Source organism: Peptoniphilus sp. SGI.035 (assembly GCF_050315115.1).
Classification (GTDB): domain Bacteria; phylum Bacillota; class Clostridia; order Tissierellales; family Peptoniphilaceae; genus Peptoniphilus_A.
In genome coordinates this window covers 125,818-143,106 of record NZ_JBNPOJ010000004.1, presented here as the reverse complement: position 1 = coordinate 143,106, position 17,289 = coordinate 125,818, and the positions used below count along the sequence as shown (strand labels likewise).

General features: G+C 28.5%; 19 protein-coding genes. 18 read left to right on the top strand and 1 reads right to left on the bottom strand.

The window, feature by feature from the left end; translation table 11 throughout:
- Positions 1 to 457 precede the first annotated feature (457 nt).
- Entirely contained in the window at positions 458 to 1,117 is a 660-nt protein-coding gene (locus ACQRC6_RS03595; protein WP_427847780.1) for a hypothetical protein, read from the top strand.
- A gap of 111 nt (positions 1,118 to 1,228) precedes the next feature.
- The gene (locus ACQRC6_RS03590) at positions 1,229 to 5,365 is read left to right on the top strand and encodes an S-layer homology domain-containing protein (protein WP_427847779.1); all 4,137 of its coding nucleotides are present in this window, start codon (positions 1,229 to 1,231) and stop codon (positions 5,363 to 5,365) included.
- 202 nt (positions 5,366 to 5,567) lie between these two features.
- Here ACQRC6_RS03590 and ACQRC6_RS03585 read toward each other — a convergent pair whose 3' ends face one another.
- On the bottom strand, positions 5,568 to 6,707 hold the full coding sequence (locus ACQRC6_RS03585; RefSeq protein ID WP_427847778.1) for a nucleotidyltransferase: 1,140 nt from the start codon (positions 6,705 to 6,707) through the stop codon (positions 5,568 to 5,570).
- A 101-nt stretch (positions 6,708 to 6,808) separates the two neighbouring features.
- Here ACQRC6_RS03585 and ACQRC6_RS03580 point away from each other — a divergent pair, with 101 nt between their 5' ends.
- The 16 genes from ACQRC6_RS03580 to ACQRC6_RS03505 all read left to right on the top strand — a co-directional run bounded on the left by ACQRC6_RS03580 (position 6,809) and on the right by ACQRC6_RS03505 (position 17,235).
- Positions 6,809 to 8,005: an acetate/propionate family kinase gene (locus ACQRC6_RS03580; protein ID WP_427847777.1), complete on the top strand. Its 1,197-nt coding sequence runs from the start codon at positions 6,809 to 6,811 to the stop codon at positions 8,003 to 8,005.
- A gap of 71 nt (positions 8,006 to 8,076) precedes the next feature.
- Positions 8,077 to 8,607 carry a YceD family protein gene (locus tag ACQRC6_RS03575; RefSeq protein WP_427847776.1) on the top strand — a complete coding sequence of 177 codons (531 nt, stop codon included), beginning with the start codon at positions 8,077 to 8,079 and terminating at the stop codon, positions 8,605 to 8,607.
- A gap of 2 nt (positions 8,608 to 8,609) precedes the next feature.
- A complete protein-coding gene (rpmF, locus tag ACQRC6_RS03570) occupies positions 8,610 to 8,792 on the top strand; it encodes a 50S ribosomal protein L32 (protein WP_019107039.1) in 183 nt (60 codons plus the stop codon).
- A 139-nt stretch (positions 8,793 to 8,931) separates the two neighbouring features.
- Positions 8,932 to 9,327, top strand: coding sequence for a NusG domain II-containing protein (locus ACQRC6_RS03565; RefSeq protein ID WP_427847775.1), 396 nt, complete (start codon positions 8,932 to 8,934; stop codon positions 9,325 to 9,327).
- A complete protein-coding gene (locus ACQRC6_RS03560) occupies positions 9,324 to 9,833 on the top strand; it encodes a Gx transporter family protein (RefSeq protein WP_320850217.1) in 510 nt (169 codons plus the stop codon). Before ACQRC6_RS03565 ends, ACQRC6_RS03560 begins: the two co-directional genes overlap by 4 nt.
- A 1-nt stretch (position 9,834) precedes the next feature.
- Positions 9,835 to 10,410, top strand: a complete 576-nt coding sequence (locus ACQRC6_RS03555; RefSeq protein WP_427847774.1) for a nucleoside triphosphate pyrophosphatase — start codon at positions 9,835 to 9,837, stop codon at positions 10,408 to 10,410.
- Between the two features lie 4 nt (positions 10,411 to 10,414).
- A complete protein-coding gene (gene radC, locus ACQRC6_RS03550; RefSeq protein ID WP_427847773.1) occupies positions 10,415 to 11,134 on the top strand; it encodes a RadC family protein in 720 nt (239 codons plus the stop codon).
- An 8-nt stretch (positions 11,135 to 11,142) separates the two neighbouring features.
- Positions 11,143 to 11,691: an SGNH/GDSL hydrolase family protein gene (locus ACQRC6_RS03545; RefSeq protein WP_427847772.1), complete on the top strand. Its 549-nt coding sequence runs from the start codon at positions 11,143 to 11,145 to the stop codon at positions 11,689 to 11,691.
- The gene (locus ACQRC6_RS03540; RefSeq protein ID WP_427847771.1) at positions 11,678 to 12,808 is read left to right on the top strand and encodes a hypothetical protein; all 1,131 of its coding nucleotides are present in this window, start codon (positions 11,678 to 11,680) and stop codon (positions 12,806 to 12,808) included. Before ACQRC6_RS03545 ends, ACQRC6_RS03540 begins: the two co-directional genes overlap by 14 nt.
- A complete protein-coding gene (locus ACQRC6_RS03535) occupies positions 12,795 to 13,238 on the top strand; it encodes a prepilin-type N-terminal cleavage/methylation domain-containing protein (RefSeq protein ID WP_427847770.1) in 444 nt (147 codons plus the stop codon). The genes ACQRC6_RS03540 and ACQRC6_RS03535 overlap by 14 nt, the downstream gene beginning before the upstream one ends.
- Positions 13,222 to 13,602 (top strand): type II secretion system protein, encoded by a 381-nt coding sequence (locus ACQRC6_RS03530; RefSeq protein ID WP_427847769.1) that lies wholly within the window; start codon positions 13,222 to 13,224, stop codon positions 13,600 to 13,602. Before ACQRC6_RS03535 ends, ACQRC6_RS03530 begins: the two co-directional genes overlap by 17 nt.
- Positions 13,547 to 14,053: a PilW family protein gene (locus ACQRC6_RS03525; RefSeq protein ID WP_427847768.1), complete on the top strand. Its 507-nt coding sequence runs from the start codon at positions 13,547 to 13,549 to the stop codon at positions 14,051 to 14,053. Before ACQRC6_RS03530 ends, ACQRC6_RS03525 begins: the two co-directional genes overlap by 56 nt.
- Positions 14,046 to 15,014: a hypothetical protein gene (locus ACQRC6_RS03520; RefSeq protein WP_427847767.1), complete on the top strand. Its 969-nt coding sequence runs from the start codon at positions 14,046 to 14,048 to the stop codon at positions 15,012 to 15,014. Before ACQRC6_RS03525 ends, ACQRC6_RS03520 begins: the two co-directional genes overlap by 8 nt.
- Before the next feature lie 13 nt (positions 15,015 to 15,027).
- Positions 15,028 to 15,585 (top strand): elongation factor P, encoded by a 558-nt coding sequence (efp, locus tag ACQRC6_RS03515; protein WP_427847766.1) that lies wholly within the window; start codon positions 15,028 to 15,030, stop codon positions 15,583 to 15,585.
- A 12-nt stretch (positions 15,586 to 15,597) separates the two neighbouring features.
- Positions 15,598 to 15,906, top strand: a complete 309-nt coding sequence (locus ACQRC6_RS03510) for a CD1247 N-terminal domain-containing protein (RefSeq protein ID WP_293559277.1) — start codon at positions 15,598 to 15,600, stop codon at positions 15,904 to 15,906.
- Positions 15,907 to 15,969: 63 nt separating this feature from the next.
- Positions 15,970 to 17,235, top strand: a complete 1,266-nt coding sequence (locus tag ACQRC6_RS03505; protein WP_427847765.1) for a dihydroorotase — start codon at positions 15,970 to 15,972, stop codon at positions 17,233 to 17,235.
- Positions 17,236 to 17,289: the final 54 nt, after the last annotated feature.

Sequence of the window (17,289 nt, the reverse complement as noted above, 5' to 3'; positions counted from 1 at the left end):
GAAATTCTCATTAAGTAAGATTCCTTACACTTGGATAAGTTACATTTTAAATATTGGAGAGGCTCGAGTTTTCGAGTCTTTTTTTGTTTAATGTATGAGAAAAATAATATGCATATCCAAGAATTTTTTCAAAAAATAACGATAATATTCTATATGATAATTAAAATCATTTATGCTAAACTTTGGAAATGGAATTTTCTTAGGAAATCCAATTTATTACATCCTATTGCGTGATAGGGGATATAGATTTTGGTTAAGAGTTCTATTTTCAACGAGGGAGGTAATTAAAAAAAATAAATATCTTTCACAATAATACTGGTAGTAGTAATAAAATTTTTGCAAAAACAATAAAATTGTTATTTTAAGGAAAATTCAATAGGATTTAAAATAGCTAATAATCTATAATTCATTGTTTATAATTTTATAATATCAATCAAAAAATTTAATAGGAGGAATTATGATTTTAGTAGAATCAATAATCATAGTGCTATTATTTGTAGCATTATTTAAAAATTTAATTAAAAGGAACCCAGTTCCATTTTATATTTTGGCAGTGCTAATAAATTTTATGTATATAAAAATTGCATCAATGCCAATGGTTAAAGAACTAAACCCGGCAATATCTAAGTATATATTAGGACCTCTAAATAGAGGAGCGATAGGAACAGCATTCATTATATTGGTAATGTATATTGGCGTCCTCAAAAAAGATCAATTTGTAAGAGAGTTGATGCAAATTAGGGGAGAGCTTGCAATAATTGGTTCAATAATAATTTTTGGACACAATATATTATTTGGAAAAATATTCTTTGTACAATTTTTCACAGATATGTCAAGCCTTGAGCCATTAAAGCTAGCTGCAACAATAATTTCTTTAGTGATGATAGCAATTTTAATTCCATTATGTTTAACATCCTTTAAAACTATTAGAAAGAAAATGAATCCGAGCAGTTGGAAAAAACTCCAAAAGTTAGCCTATGTATTCTTTTATTTAATATTTATTCATGTAATAATACTATATTTTGGACATATTAAAGATAAAGTGCTAGATGTTGTAATTTATATTTTAATTTGGGGTTACTACACAATTAAATTAGTTCAAAAAAAATCAAATTAAAATTGAATTAATAAGTATGCAAAAAATATATAGAGCATAAATAAGGCTATAATAAGTAAAATTATTATATAAAATGATACTTAGTATCATAATTCTATTTAGGAGGTAGTTATGAAAAGAAAATTACTTGTGCTAATGGTGGCAATACTAATGGTAATTAGCACTGTAAACCTTGAAGTCTTTGCTAAAGAAGAATTAACTAATAAATCAAAAGTTGATAAATTAATTAATACAAAAGTAGTTGAAGGCGATGAAAAAGGAAATTTAAACCTTGGTAATCCAATCAAAAGAAGTGAGGTTACAAAAATCCTAATATATTCTTTAGGATATAAAAATGAGGCTGCAAAATTTCAATCAGAAAAATCAAAATATTCAGATGTTAATACAAATTATTGGGCAAATGGTGTTATCCAAGCGGCAAGCAAAATAAAAATGCCTAATGGTCAATATTTGATAGAAGGTTATCCAGATGGAACTTTCAAACCAGAAAAAAACATAACAGAAGCAGAATTGATAAAGTTAATGGTTGTAGCCACTAAGAAAGATTTGACAAGTGAGAAAATGGCAAATGCAAAGTGGCCTAATACTTACATTAATTGGGCAAAAGAGCTAAAGATTATAGGTAAAGGAACAGGCATTGAAACTATCAATCCAAATAAAGAAGCAAGCAGGGAGTTATCCTTTGTTGCTCTATTTAATGCTTCAGAAAATAATAATACTAAAAATGTTGAAGAAAACAAAAAGACAGTATCAAGCATAAGCACTAATACAGTCAAGAAATCATCTTCACGTCATAGCAATTGGTCTATCATTGATAGCAGTAGCGATAACTCATCATCAAGCACTACTGAAAAGCCAACTACTCATGAAACACCAACTACACCTGAAAAACCTGGTACTAATGAAACAACAGGTTCAACAGAAGTAACTAAACCAAAAACAAAAAAACCTTTAGATGGAGAATGGTATGCAGCTTCCTTTGAAGGACTTGAAAGTGATATATATGGACCAAGTATTGTAAAGGTAAAATTGAAAAATGAAAAAATAGATTCAGTTGAAGCTATAGCTGATGGCGGATTTAAAGAAGAGTATTTAAATATTGCAAGACATATTCTTCCAAAATTAAAAGGTTTAAAACTTGATGAATTAGACAATGTTTTAAGTCAATTAAATAATAAAAAGGGAGAATATTATGATTCAGTAACTAATGCCACTATAACAGCTAAGGATTATGTAAAAGCAACTAAAAAAGCTATAAAAAGATCCATTGATGCAAATGACAATAAAAACATTCAAGACATAACTTATATAAAACTAAGACTTGCACCAGGAGAAACAAGAAAACAGTTTATGCTAAAGACTGATTTAAAAGCTGGGGAAAAAGCTGATTTCAATTTCCTAAAATTCGACATAGGCTATGCTAATGGTAAAGTCGAGTATGGAGCAGATTTTACTGAACTTAAATTTAACAATATAGATGCAAACTACACTCAAAATCAAAAGTTGGAAAAACCAGGAACTATTATGTTGCATATACAAGACAAGACAGGATATCTTGAAGAAAAAGTAACTCTTCATGTAGACGATAAGGAAGATCCAACAAAGATAAAAGTCGAAACCAAAGGCATGAAAATGGTAAAAGCCAATGGTAAAGAGCAAGATACAGGAATAGTTGTAAAAAACAAGGGAAAAGATACAAAAATTACAGCTAATAATAAAGAAGACAAACAAGTTCCATTTAGAATAGATGACTCTGGCAAGATATTTGTTACTCCAAGTACTGATGTTGGAACAATAATCACTATAAGGGTTACTGACAAGGATCTACCTAGAGGTTTTACAAGCATTAATGTTTCTGTAGATACTACTTCAGCTGATATAAAAAAGATAAGCGTAGATAAAGAAAATATTAAAACTTTAAAAGCTACTAATGAGGAACAAGATACAGGAATAGTTGTAAAAAATAGTGGTAAAGATACAACTGTGACAGCAATTAATCTTGATGGCGAAGATGTAGTAGACGTAAGAATAGATGACTCTGGAAAGGTATTAGTTACTCCAGGCACTAAAGCAAAAGATTCAGTTCATATTGAAATTTCTGATGACAATTTACCTGATGGCTCTGTAGAAATTGAGGTTCCAGTAGACAATAATTCAATTGATCCATCAAAGATAAGTATAGATAAAGATAATGTAAAAACTGTAAATGCTACTAATGAAGAGCAAGATACAGGAATAGTTGTAAAAAACAAAGGTAAAGAAACAACTATTGCAGCAACTAATAATAATTACGAAGATATTCCAGTATCAATAGATGAATCTGGAAGAGTGCTAGTTACTCCAGGTACTGATGTAGGAGATATAATCTATATTGAAATTTCTGACGAGGATTTACCTTATGGCATTGTAAATATTGATGTTCCTGTAAAAACAAATAGTGGAAAAACTTCTCCAATTGAAAAAGTTTGGTTTGGAACATCTAATGTAGGATTTAATCCTAAGGGAGCAGGTCCAAATATTCTTAAGGTAAAGATAGATAATGGCTTAGTAAAAGATATAGAAGTTATTAAAAATGGTGGATTAGAAGAAGGATATATAAGAATAGCTCAAAAAATCTTGCCAATATTAAAAGACAAGGACAAAGATGAAATTTTAAAGATTGAATCTGAAATAGATAAAAAATTAGACACTAAAAATTATACAGGTGAATATGTAGATGTAGTAAGCACTGCTACTAAGACAGCCAAGGGATATGTAAGAGCTGTTGCAAATGCAATAGAAAGATCAGAAAAATATAGCGAAAATAAAAATATTCAAGATATAGCCTATATAAAACTTTCTGGAAATAATGAATTTAATCCAGAAAGATACAGAAATGCTGTTGCAGATAAAGTAAAATTAGTACGTGGAGAAAGTGCAGATTTTGATTCAATCAAATTTGATATAGCTTATGGTGATGGATTAATAAGACCTGGTGTCAAATTCTCAGATCTTAGTCAATATGGAATAGAAACAAATTACAAGCAAGGACAAATTTTAAACCCTGAAGGAAATCAAATAACATTAAAAGTAAAGGATAAATCAGGCTATGCAGAAGATTGGCTAACACTTTTTGTCGCAGAAAGTCCAAAACATGATGTAACTCCAACACATTTTGTATTGACAATGCCAGATGGAAGTGAAGATAGATTCAATATCAAAAAAGGTTCCGGAGTTAATCTTGGTGGGAAAACAGTCAATGTCAAGCCTACAAAAGCTGAACTTTTCTATAATGATAAAAAGATAGCAGATGGAGTATGGGTAGATAAACCTTTTGAATATTGGAAGTTTGAAAACTTTGATACAAGTGTATTAAATGAAGGTGAAAAATTTGAAACTTCATTTTATAGATATAATACTTGGGTTAATGATAAATCAGAATTAAAATCCATTAAGCTTAATCTAAAGAAAGATAAATATTTTGAAGGAGAAACTTTATCCAAAGGAGATTTTACAATCACAACAACTACTATTAATGGTACTGTAAAAGAAATAAATTGGGATGAAGCAAGTGATTTAGGAATTAAAATAAATCCAAATATTGACTATGAATTTACTAAAGAAGATGCAAATAAACATCAAAAAGATATAACTATTAGCTACAAAGAAATAAGTGATAAAGCCACAGTAAAAGTATTAGAAGCAGATTTTGAAACTCCTGCAAAAGTTGAGGTCAAATTAGGAGATACTTTAGTTTATACTCAAAAAATAACTAAGGATGAATGGAATGAAGCAAATAAAAAACTTCAAATTATAAATAAAGAAATTTCAGATGAATTTAAAGGAAAAGAAAAAGATTTCAATGTAATTCTTTATAATGAAAGTAATAAAGTTATAAAAACAAGTAATAAATATATGAGTGGTTTAAACTATGCAGACATTGGAGAATACAAATATGTAGTGCTTGGTAAATGGGTGTTTAAAGCTGACCCTAAAGTCCCTACAAAAGTTGAAGTAAAATTAGGCGAAGAATTAGTTTACACTCAAAATATAACTAAGGATGAATGGAATAGGGCAAATAAAAAACTTAAAATACTTGGAAAAGAAATCCCAAAAAAATTTGAAGGAAAACAAAAAGAGTTCAAAGTTATCATATATAATGGCAACAATGAAATTATTCCAACAGAGTATAGATATGAAAGTAGCTTGAATATCTCTACGATTCAAGAATATGAAGATATTATGCTTGGACAATGGGTATTTAAATAATGGTTTGTAAAAATCATAAATAAAGTATTTCTCTCTAGATTATTAACTTAATCTAGAGAGATTTTTTATACCTTAATGCTTTATTTTGTTTTAAATTTTTGATATAAGATTTAAAAATATTTATAATAGGGCAAGAAGTGAAACTAAAGATTAGCTTTAAGTTAAAAAACTCTCATTAAAGCAAGAAACTGAAATGAGAGTTTTATTTTTTGTAGACTTCTGTGGTAAAGTCCCTATTTATTTTTCCGTTTTTAATATTGTATATATTGCTTGCGAGAATTTCTTTTTCTAGCATTTTTTTTATTGTCCCATTAGATTTATCGTAGAAACTTTTAAAGGAATAAATTTTATTTTTGTTTTTTGATTTTTTAAATATTTCTATGCCTCTTTCGTCACAAGCAAGGACTCTTGTGTAAGGCTCTTCAAAGGATTTTTTTATTTCATCTTTTTTTATGTCTAAGAGAATTTCAAGCATAAGTCTTTTTATCCTTGATTTGCTATGTCTTTTTGAGTGGACTTTTTCTATAAGTTCTTCAAAATTTTTGGAATCTAGATTTTCTAAAATTCTATTTTCTAAGCCCACTTCATAGTCAAAATAATTTTTGAAATTTATTTCTTCTGAAATTATTTTGTATTTAAAGATTTCAAAATAATTTTCTAAATTATTTTCTGGTTTTAGCTCATAATGTGGTATAAAGTTACTTACATCTTCCTTATTATAGCAAAGGCTTCTTATATAAGATGCTGATGCAAATTTGCCAATTGAAAAGTCATCATTGTGGTTTACGTTTTTTCTTTCGATTGAACAGGGCTTTATTCTTGAATTTAATTTTTCTAAACTTTTAATGTACTCAAGTGCCAAGATGTTATTTGGTTTTTTTAAAATTTCCTTTTCTTCTTGAGATAAAAAGTCCATGGCAAGCTCGCGAGATTTTATAAAAGAGTTTCCCTCATCTAAAAATTTTTTTATTTTAAAATCATTTAGGTTTTCCTTAATTTTTTTTAATAAATTTTTTAAAATTATAGAATTATCTTCGCAGCCAAAGTAAAGTCTATGGACAATGCCCATGGAATTTAAAATATTTATGCCACCATGAGCGAATATTTCTGCGTTTGATGTTGAATAGATTAGTGGTAGCTCTAAAACAAGGCTTGCGCCATTATTTACGGCAATTTTTGCCCTTTCAAACTTATTCATTATGGCAGGCTCGCCTCTTTGGACAAAATTCCCAGACATTATGACTACTATATAATCTGAATATTCATTTTTTATTTTTTGAATTTGATATGCGTGACCATTGTGAAAGGGATTGTACTCCGCAATTATAGAAGCAATTTTCATATTTTAAAACTCCAATTATTGACTAATGTCTACATCTGTTATAAACTAATTATTAGTTATTATACTATATTTAATGAATTTTAAAAACATGAGGAGGAAATATGAAGATATTAGTAATTAATTGCGGATCTTCTTCTCTTAAGTATCAATTAATTGATATGGAAACTGAAGAATTGATGGCAAAGGGTTTAGTTGAGAGAATTGGTATTGAAGGCTCAAGAATTAAACATGAAACAATAGATAAAGAAAAGAAAACTATTGAAACTCCAATGCAAGACCACAAAAGAGCTTTGGAACTTGTAATGGAATCTCTAACTAACGAAGAATATGGTGCAATCAAATCACTTGAGGAAATTGACGCAGTAGGTCACAGAGTAGTACACGGTGGCGAAGACTTCGCAAAATCTGTTGTAATTGATGAAAAAGTTTTAAAGGGAATTGAAGACAATGTTGAAATAGCTCCTCTTCACAATCCACCAAACATTATGGGAATTAAGGCTTGTCAAAGACTTCTTCCAAATGTTAAACAAGTTGCAGTATTTGATACAGCTTTCCATCAAACTATGCCTGAAGAAAGCTACATCTATGCACTTCCATACGAATATTATGAAAAATATAAAATTAGAAGATTTGGTTTCCATGGAACTTCCCACAAATACATCACTAATAGAGCAGCCGAAATGCTTGGAAAAGATGTAAATGAAGTTAACTTAATCACTTGTCACCTTGGCAATGGTTCAAGTATTTGTGCAGTAAAAAATGGTAAATCCATTGACACTTCAATGGGCTTTACTCCACTTGAAGGTCTTGCAATGGGAACTAGATGTGGCGATTTAGATCCAGCTATTATCCCATTTATTATGGAAAAAGAAAATCTTTCTACTGAAGAAATTAACACTTTAATCAATAAAAAATCTGGTGTACTTGGAATTTCCGGAGTATCAAGTGACTTTAGAGATATTGAAGTTGCAAGAGATGAAGGAAATAAGAGAGCTAAACTTGCCCTTGATATTTTTGAAAAAAGAGTTCGTGGATACATTGGATCTTATATGACTGAACTTGACCATGTTGATGCAATTGTATTTACAGCAGGTGTTGGCGAAAACTCAATTGAAATGAGAGAATCAATTGTTAATGGATTAAAATCTTTAGGAATTAAAATTGACCCAGAAAGAAATAATGTAAGAGGCGAAGATAAACTTATTTCTGCTGACGATTCTTCAATAAAAATATTTGTAATCCCAACTAATGAAGAGCTTATGATTGCAAGAGATACTAAGGAACTTGTTAACGCATAATTTTGCAATAAGTATTGACATTTAAAAAGTAAAAAGTTATAATAATTTGTATGTATTTTTGAGGTGAGTATATGAAATTAGATCTTAGTGCTTTTTTGTCATCTGATGATATTAGGTTAAACTTTGATGGTAGCCTAAAGGAAAATGACACGGATTTGAGTTTAGAAGATCTAAATCTCATCTATCCAATAGAGTACAATGGATATATTCATGATTTGACAGGGGAATTAGAACTTTGTCTAAATATTTCCTACAAATTTAAAGCAACTTGTGACAGGTGCCTCAAAGAATTTATAAAAGAAAAAGAGACTAGTTACATTGGATACAATTTTAAAGACCTTAGTTTATATGATGATGATTCAGTAGACGAGTATTTTAAAATTAAGGATGATTCCGTAGACCTTTCGGAGATTATTTTCTCACAAATTATTACATCTATTGTTGGGAAAAATTTGTGTAGAGAAGATTGTAAGGGTCTCTGTCCACGTTGTGGCAAGAACCTCAATGAAGGTACTTGCGATTGTGAAAAAGGATCTTCTGAAGAGAAATTTGATCCAAGATTTGGAAAGTTATTAGATTTATTTAAGGATGAGGAGGTGTAGAAATGGCCGTACCTAAGAGAAAAACTTCAAAACAAAGAAAGAATAAGAGAAGAGCATCTTCTTACAGATTAAATAAAGCAACAGTAGTTGAATGTCCTAACTGCCATGAAATGAAATTACCTCATAGAGTTTGTCCATCATGTGGACACTATGCAGGCAAAGAAATTGTTGCAGAAGCTGAATAATTAAGTGAGACTTAGGTCTCACTTTTTTTGTGCGAAAATTTTACTCTATAATATTTCGGATATAATCCAAGATATTATAGAGTTTTTATTATCAAATTTCTTTTAAGAATTAATACTAAAGTTGTGCTATAATAAAAATATGGTAAAGTTAAAAAAAGCTGATATTTTAGTTATTATTTTAATAGTTATTGCTTCTTTTTTAATTTATTTTTTTACAAATAAATTGCCTAAAGAGGATGCAAATCTTGCAAAAAAAGTTGTGATTACTGTTGATGGGAAAGTGTTTAAAGAGATTCCACTAACTAAGGATACAGATGAAAAAATTGATATAAATACTGTTTATGGTAAAAATGAAGTTATAATTGAAAAGGGAGAAGTCCATATGCATGAATCTAATTGCAAAGATAAAATCTGCATAAAAATGGGGAAAATTAGCGTTCCCGGTGATTCAATAATATGTCTTCCCAATAGACTTATTGTTAAGATAGTCTCTGAAAAAAGAAATGACAATGATTTGGATTTGGTTATAAAATGACAAGAAATAAAAAATTAATTTACTTATCGCTACTTAGTGCAATTGGAATTGTCCTTGGGCTATTTGAAAGTGTAATTCCACTTCCAGTTGCAATTCCCGGTGCTAGACTTGGATTGTCAAATATTGTTGTGCTTGTAATCATAGTTTCCATAGGTTATAAGGAGGGCTTTTTTGTTTCTATTTTTAAGACTGTGATCTTAGCTCTTGTTACTGGTGCAGTTTCAAGTTTCTTTTTCTCCATGGGCGGTGCAATTTTAAGTTCAATTTCTATGATAATTTCTCATAAGTTTTTGAAAAAATATTTGTCTTTAATTGGAATTAGTGAAATAGGTTCTTTTTTTCACAATTTAGGTCAAGTATTAGTTGCATCTTACATTATGAAAACTACGGCAATACTAGCATATCTACCATTGCTTGTAATTTTGGGGATTTTTACAGGATATTTTGTTGGGCTTACTTCAATCTATGTAGTCAAAAATACTAATATATCTAAAGAGAGAGGTTGAAATGGAAAAAATTATTTTAGCGTCAAATTCTCCTAGAAGGAGAGAAATTTTATCGAATTTTATAGATTTTGATGTAATTTCTAAAGAAATCAACGAGGTAAAAGACGATTCTTTTTCTCCATGTATAACAGTAACTGCCCTTGCCTTTGAAAAGGGAATTGAAGTCGCAAAGGAACATATTGATAAAATAATTTTATCTGCGGATACTTTGGTTGAATTAAATGGATTGCTCTTAGGCAAACCTAAAAATCGTGAAGAAGCAAGAGAAATGATTAAAAGTTTAAGCGGAAAGACTCATGCTGTCTACACAGGTTATGGGATTTTTAAACTGTCAGAAAAAATTAAATATGTAAGTTATGAAAAGTCCAATGTAAAATTTTATGATTTAAGTGATGATGAAATTGAAAAATATTTAGATACCCTTGAATATAAAGACAAAGCTGGTGCCTATGGCATTCAGGGCAAGGGATCATTATTGGTGGAAAAAATAGAAGGAGATTACTATAATATTGTGGGCTTTCCAATAGGAATGATAAATAGAGATTTAATAAAATTATTTAATTTTAGCTTATGGTGATTTTATGAAAGAAAGAGAAACAGAAAAATACACAATAAAAGAAATGCCAGAAGACGAAAGACCTCAAGAAAAACTAATAAAATTTGGACCAAATTATCTTTCCAATGCTGAACTTTTAGCTCTTATTATAAGAACTGGTACAAATTCAGGCAGTTCGGCAATTGATACTGCTCAAAAAGTTCTTAGAAGTTTAAAATCAGAAAATGATGAAGACGGTTTAAATAGTCTTAAAAATGCAAATTTTTCAAATTTGATGAAAGTAGATGGAATTGGGAAAGCAAAAGCCGCTATGATTATTGCTGCTGTACAACTAGGAATGCGACTTGCTTCTAGTAATTACAATTCAAAGATTAAAATTACATCACCTTCTATTGCAGCAAATTATGTTTTAAGTGAGATGAGCGTTTTAGAAGAAGAACATTTTAGAATTATGACATTAAACACTAAAAAAGAAATAAATTTTGTTAGAGAAATTTCAAAGGGAACTATTAACATGACTATTGTTCATGCGAGGGAAGTTTTTAGAACTGCAATTCTTGACAATGCACATAGTATAATTTTATTACATAATCATCCAACGGGCGACCCAAGCCCTTCAAAGGAAGATATTAATCTTACAAAGAATCTTGTTGAGGCATCAAATATTATTGACATTAAAATTTTGGATCACATAATTATTGGCGACAATAAATATTTTAGTTTTTTAGAAAGGGGACTTATTTAGGAGGTTTTATGAGGATTTGTGCTCTTGGGGACTCCATATTTGAAGGTTATTTAGTTGGAGGAAAGTCTTTAATTTATTATTTATCAGGAAAAGGTTATGATATCGACAATTATAGCGTCAACGGTTTGACAACAGATGAACTTTTATATACTATAAATAATTTAATGAGTTATGACTTATACTTAGTTCACATTGGTCTCAATGATTTTTTCAATGGCAGATCTCTTGAGCATGTATTAAATAATATATACAAAATTATTAAAAAATTAAAAGTCTTAGGAGGAGAGATTTTTGTAATAAGTCCTTATCCTACATCCTTTAAAAATTTAGACGAAGCTTATGAAAGTTTCATTAACTTTAGTTCAGTAAATAAAAATATAGAAAATTTAGACAAAATTTTAAAAGAGAAGGCTGAAGATTTTAAGGTTATTTCCTTTTTTGATTATTCTAAAGAAAATTACATAGAAGAGGATTTAATCGACGGCATTCATCCAAATATAAATCTTAATAAAAAATTATCAAACTACGTAGAGGAAAAATTAAATGGATATATTTGATATTTTAAGTAAAAAAATTAAATATAGAAGATTTTCTAATAGAGAAAAGATTTTATTAATAGTTTTTATTTTATTGTTTTTAGAATTTTTATTTTATAATTTTTTGATAAAAAGAGAAGTACAAAAAATTTCTGAAGTTAATTTCAATGAAAATATTGAAGTTGAAAAACCTATTTATAAATACAATGGACTTGCTGATTTTTCCAATGAAAACTTAGATAAAATTGCTTCTGAAAACAATTTGAGTAAAGATAATTTTACAAAGGATGGAAAGACGGACATTGACACTCTTTTAATTTCTGGAAACGTCAATAATAGCGAGATTAATAAAATTTCTGCCCTCACAAATTATTATGGATATTCAAATATTGAATTAAATAGGATAGATGAAAATTCTTTTTCATATAGATTAAAAGCTGAAAAACCATCTAAAGCAATTTATTATTCAGATCTAAAAAAAGCCTATTTTAATGAAAGTGAGCAAGACAAAAAAATAGAAGCTCAAAATAAAAAGGAAGAAATTAATCCTAAAAAATCAGAAGAAAGTGTAAAGGCTGACCAATTAAAAAATACTAAAATGGCAATGATAAAATCTTCTAAATCAGAAAACATTAGTAAAAAAAGCAAAGATATTGATAATGAAATTAAAGGCAGAGAAGTTTCTTCCTCAAATATTGATATAAATTTAAAACCTGAAAAAGATAAATCCAAATATGTAAATCCAATTTTATTTGATGATTTTAAAACTAAAATTAAAAAAGATAGGGAATATAAATTTATTGTTGACGATAATGTAAAAACAAATTATTATAGCGAGTCTGGCATTACATCATTTTATATAAATTCGGAAAATATTCGCGATATTGTTAAACTTGGTGTAGAAAAACATTGTGATGGGATTTCTCTTTCACTATTTTTTCCCTATGATTCCTGTAAAGAAATAGGAATTATAAATATTTCTGGGGAACAAATTCCCTTTACGGGAGAGATTCATCAAGATGAGTGGTTTAGAATTAATTTATTTGCATACGATATTAGTTACATTTATTTCTTGCCACAAAATAACGAAGATTTATTCTTTTTTGTAAAAGAAGTTGAATATAATGATGAAATCTAAGGGATTTACATTAATTGAGTTAGTTGTATGCATTGGAATTTTATTAATCCTTTTATCTATTGCCAATATTAATCTCAATGTTCGTGACAAAATTGAAGCTAAGGAGCAAATTAAGACCTTGGCTTTAGATATTAAACAATTAAAAAATTATTCCCAAGTTAATAATTGTAGAACTAGTATAGAAATAAAGGATGATGGCTACACAGTTAATTATGGTAAAAAGAGTAAAAGTGTAAAATTTAATAAATTAGTTAAGCTTGAGTCAACAAATATGAGAGTTATTAATTTTACAACTGAGGGAAAGCCATCTTATATTGAAGAAAAAAATTCTGCTGGCACTATTAAATATAGTATAAAGGATAAAAAAGCTGTTAAAATTACAATACAACCAGTTACTGGAAAGGTTAGTTACTATGAATCCGAAAACTAAAAATAAAGGTCATTTGATGATCGAAATATTATTTTCCATAGCCATAATAGGACTCATTGCATCAGCTATTTTGCCAAATATTATAACTCTTATGGAAAACCAAAATCACATAAAGGAAAGAGAATTATTAGTTTATGCGGTGAATTCGAAAATGGAGGAAATAATTGGTGAAGCATACAACAATAAAGATTTGAATTTAAATTTTGATGATGTAGATAGTGAAAATGAGAACTTTATTATTAATGTAACAAAAAATAGAGAGGGCAAATTAAATCATATAATAGTAAGTGGAAAGAGGCGTGATACTGATGAAGAAATTAAGTTTGAGGTTTATCTCGCACAAGGCGGGTTATTCACTAATTGAACTAGTTTTTTCTATTACTATCCTTTTAATTATTTCAATGGTATTAACTTCTATACTTGGAGTTTCACAAAAGGCTTTGAATAAAACATATCTAAATCAAAATGCAAATTCTGAAATGTCTTATGCAATTGAGTACATAAAGGATGAAATAGATAACTGTGATTATTACGCTAAAATTAATGGGAAAATCTATTTTATTAAAAAAGTTGAAGACAAATACAATTACATAAATTACGAGAAAAAAACAAATCAATTATACAGAACATCTAATATAGTTAATTCATTGATGAATAAAGTAAATTCATCAGGTGAGGTTAAGAATGCTTTGACTGGGGAAATAAAAAGTTTTAAAATCTCTGATTGTGGAAATTATTTTAATGTTTACCTTAAATATGGAAATAGAGATAAAATAGATTTTAAAGTAGCAAAGAGGATACAAATTTATGAATAGAAAAGGAAAGGGCTATATTTATATTTTCACAATTATTTTAATTTCACTGCTTGCTCTTTTCTTTTATTTTATTTATTCATATATTTCAAATACATCTTATATAAATCTAAATAGAGTTGAGAAAATTCAATCAAAGTATGTAGCAGAATCTGTTTTAAATATAAAAATTTCTGAAAATAATTTTAATGGAGAATTAAGAAATTTCATATTTTCTAATGAAAAATATATAAAATTAAATTGTGAATTTAAACCAAGTGATACAGAAGTAAAGAATCTTGAACTAAGGAGAAGAGATTATTCAAATAAAAAGGGAATAGATGTAGATTTAGTTGAACTTAATACTGATGTAAAATATAAAAATTCCATAGCAGGTGCTAAGATCATGGCGAATTATATCAATGAAATTTATAAAGAAGAAGATGGAGTTTTAAATTCAGGGAAAGTAAACAAAGATGATTTAGAAAAAATAAAAAATTCCTTCAATGATAATAATTGGTCTAAAGGTGAAATTAAAGTTTTAAATCTTGATGGAGATTTTATCTATGGAACTGAAAAGGGCAAAAAATTTATTTTTGAAGAAGTTGAAGTTTATGATGAAAATCTGAGAGAGAAAGTAAAAAAAAGAAGTCCCCTCTATTTGTTAGATAATGTAGATGTTATTGTTCAAAAAAATGGAACTCTCAATATAGAAACAGACATTAGAGACCAAATTTTATTAATAAATAATAAAGTTTTGTTTAATGATAATGCAATATCTGGTATAATTATTTTAAATAATAATGCAGAAGTTTTTAATAATTGTAAATTAGAGGGATATTTAATAAATTTATACGATAAAAATTCTGGCATAAATGTTAAATATAAACCAAAAGTCTTCGAAAAATTTGGTTCTGTGCTACCTGAATACATAAAATTTCAGCCAAATTCACTTAACTATTATGATATAGAAGACAATACTTAATATGGAGGAAAATATGATAACAGCAGGAGATTTAAGAAAAGGACTTACATTTGAATGGGATGGAGATGTTTGGGTAGTTTTAGACTTCCAACACGTTAAGCCTGGAAAGGGAGCAGCTTTTGTAAGAAGTAAAATTAAATCAGTACTTACTGGTAGTATTAAAGACACAACTTTTAATCCATCAGAAAAATTTGAAAAAGTTGTAATTGAAAATAAAGAAATGCAATACCTATATTCCGATGGAACATTGTATTATTTCATGGATCAAGAAACTTACGAACAAATTCCATTAGAAAAAAGTATGGTAGAAGATGCCCTTAACTTTATTAAAGAAAATGATATGGCAACTATTAATTTTTATAAAGGCAAAGCTTTTAGGGTTACGCCTCAAAATTTTGTTGAATTAGAAGTAACGGAAACTGAACCAGGTGTCAAAGGTGATACATCAAGTGGTGGATCTAAACCAGCTACTGTTGAAACAGGTTTCACTCTTAATGTGCCACTTTTTATAAATACAGGCGACGTTATAAGAATTGACACAAGAGATGGCGAATATATGTCTAGAGTTTAAATTGGAGGAAATATGGAATATTTATTAAAGAGAATATCTTATTTACAAGGTCTTTGTGATGGATATGATTTGGACACAACTACTAATGAAGGTAAAATAATATCTGAACTTGTGGATATTTTAAGTGATGTTATTGATGAGATGAGAGAATCTCGAGAAGAAATCGAAGATTATGTAGACATTATTGAAGAAGATCTAGCAGATTTAGAAGATTATGTATACGAAAATGAAGACATGGATTTCGATTTATACGATGACGATTTTGACTTTGACGATTTAGAAATCTATGATGAAGGTGAAGAAAAAAGCGAAGAAGAATAATTAAATTTTAGAAAGGCGAGGATTTCCTCGTCTTTTTTAAAATATTAATAAATAGGAGAAAATATGATTATAAAAGGTGGAAGAGTAATTGATCCTCTTTCAAAAACTGACGATGTTTTAGATATTAAAATTGAAAAGGGAAAAATAATTGATATTAATAAGAACATAGATACATCAAATATTAGCGAAGAAATAATTGATGCTAGTGGAAAAATTGTAGTTCCAGGATTTATTGACGTTCACGTTCATTTTAGAGATCCTGGTCAAACCTATAAGGAAGATTTGGAGAGTGGAAGTGAAGCAGCAATCGCCGGCGGATTTACCACTGTCATTCAAATGGCAAATACTAGTCCTAAAATCGATAGTAAAGAAAAAATTATTGAACATTATAAAAAAGCAAGAGAACTTCCTTTAAAAGTTTTTACAGTTTCAGCTCTCACAAAAAATTTTGGCGATGTTGAACTTGTCAATATGGAAGAAAATTATAATGCAGGTGCCATTGCTTTTACAGATGACGGAATCCCCAATAGAAATTCTAAATTAATTTTAGAAGCAATGTATCGTGCAAAAAAGTTAGATGCAATAATTTCTTTTCACGAAGAAGATCCAAATTTAATTGCTCAAAATGGAATAAATCATTCAGAAGTTTCAGAAGAACTAAATATTCAGGGATCGCCAACTATTGCAGAAACATCTTTTATAGCAAGAGATGTTGCCATGGCAATTTATTCTGGAGCAAAAATTTCAATCCAACATATTTCAACGGGTTTAGGAGTAGAACTAGTTAAATTTGGAAAATCTATGGGAGCAAATATTTTTGCAGAAGTAACTCCTCACCACATTGCATTAAATGACAGTGCAATTTTAAAATTTGGAAGTTTGGCAAAGATGAATCCACCTCTAAGAAGTGAAAGGGATAGAAAAAGAATAATTGAAGGTATTAAAGAGGGAACAATTGAAATTATAGCAACAGATCATGCACCACATAGCAAGGAAGAGAAAGATTTAGAGCTTACCAAGGCACCATCAGGAATAATTGGGCTTGAAACTTCTTTTTCAATTTGCTATGAAAATTTAGTTCTAAATAATGAAATAAGCCTTATGAAATTAATTGAGCTAATGAGTACAAATCCAGCAAAAATTTATGGATTAGAGGGAGGAGAAATTGCAAAAGATAAAATAGCAGACATAACTATTATTGACCTCAACAGTCATTATAAAATCGAGAAATTCAAATCAAAGTCATCTAATACTCCCTTTGCCAATAAAGTATTAATAGGAGAAGTTCTCTATACCATTTCTGAGGGAAAAGTTGTATACAAAAAATAAATATGTCAAAGTGGATACAATGATAAAGATTTTAACCATTTACTTTAAAATTTA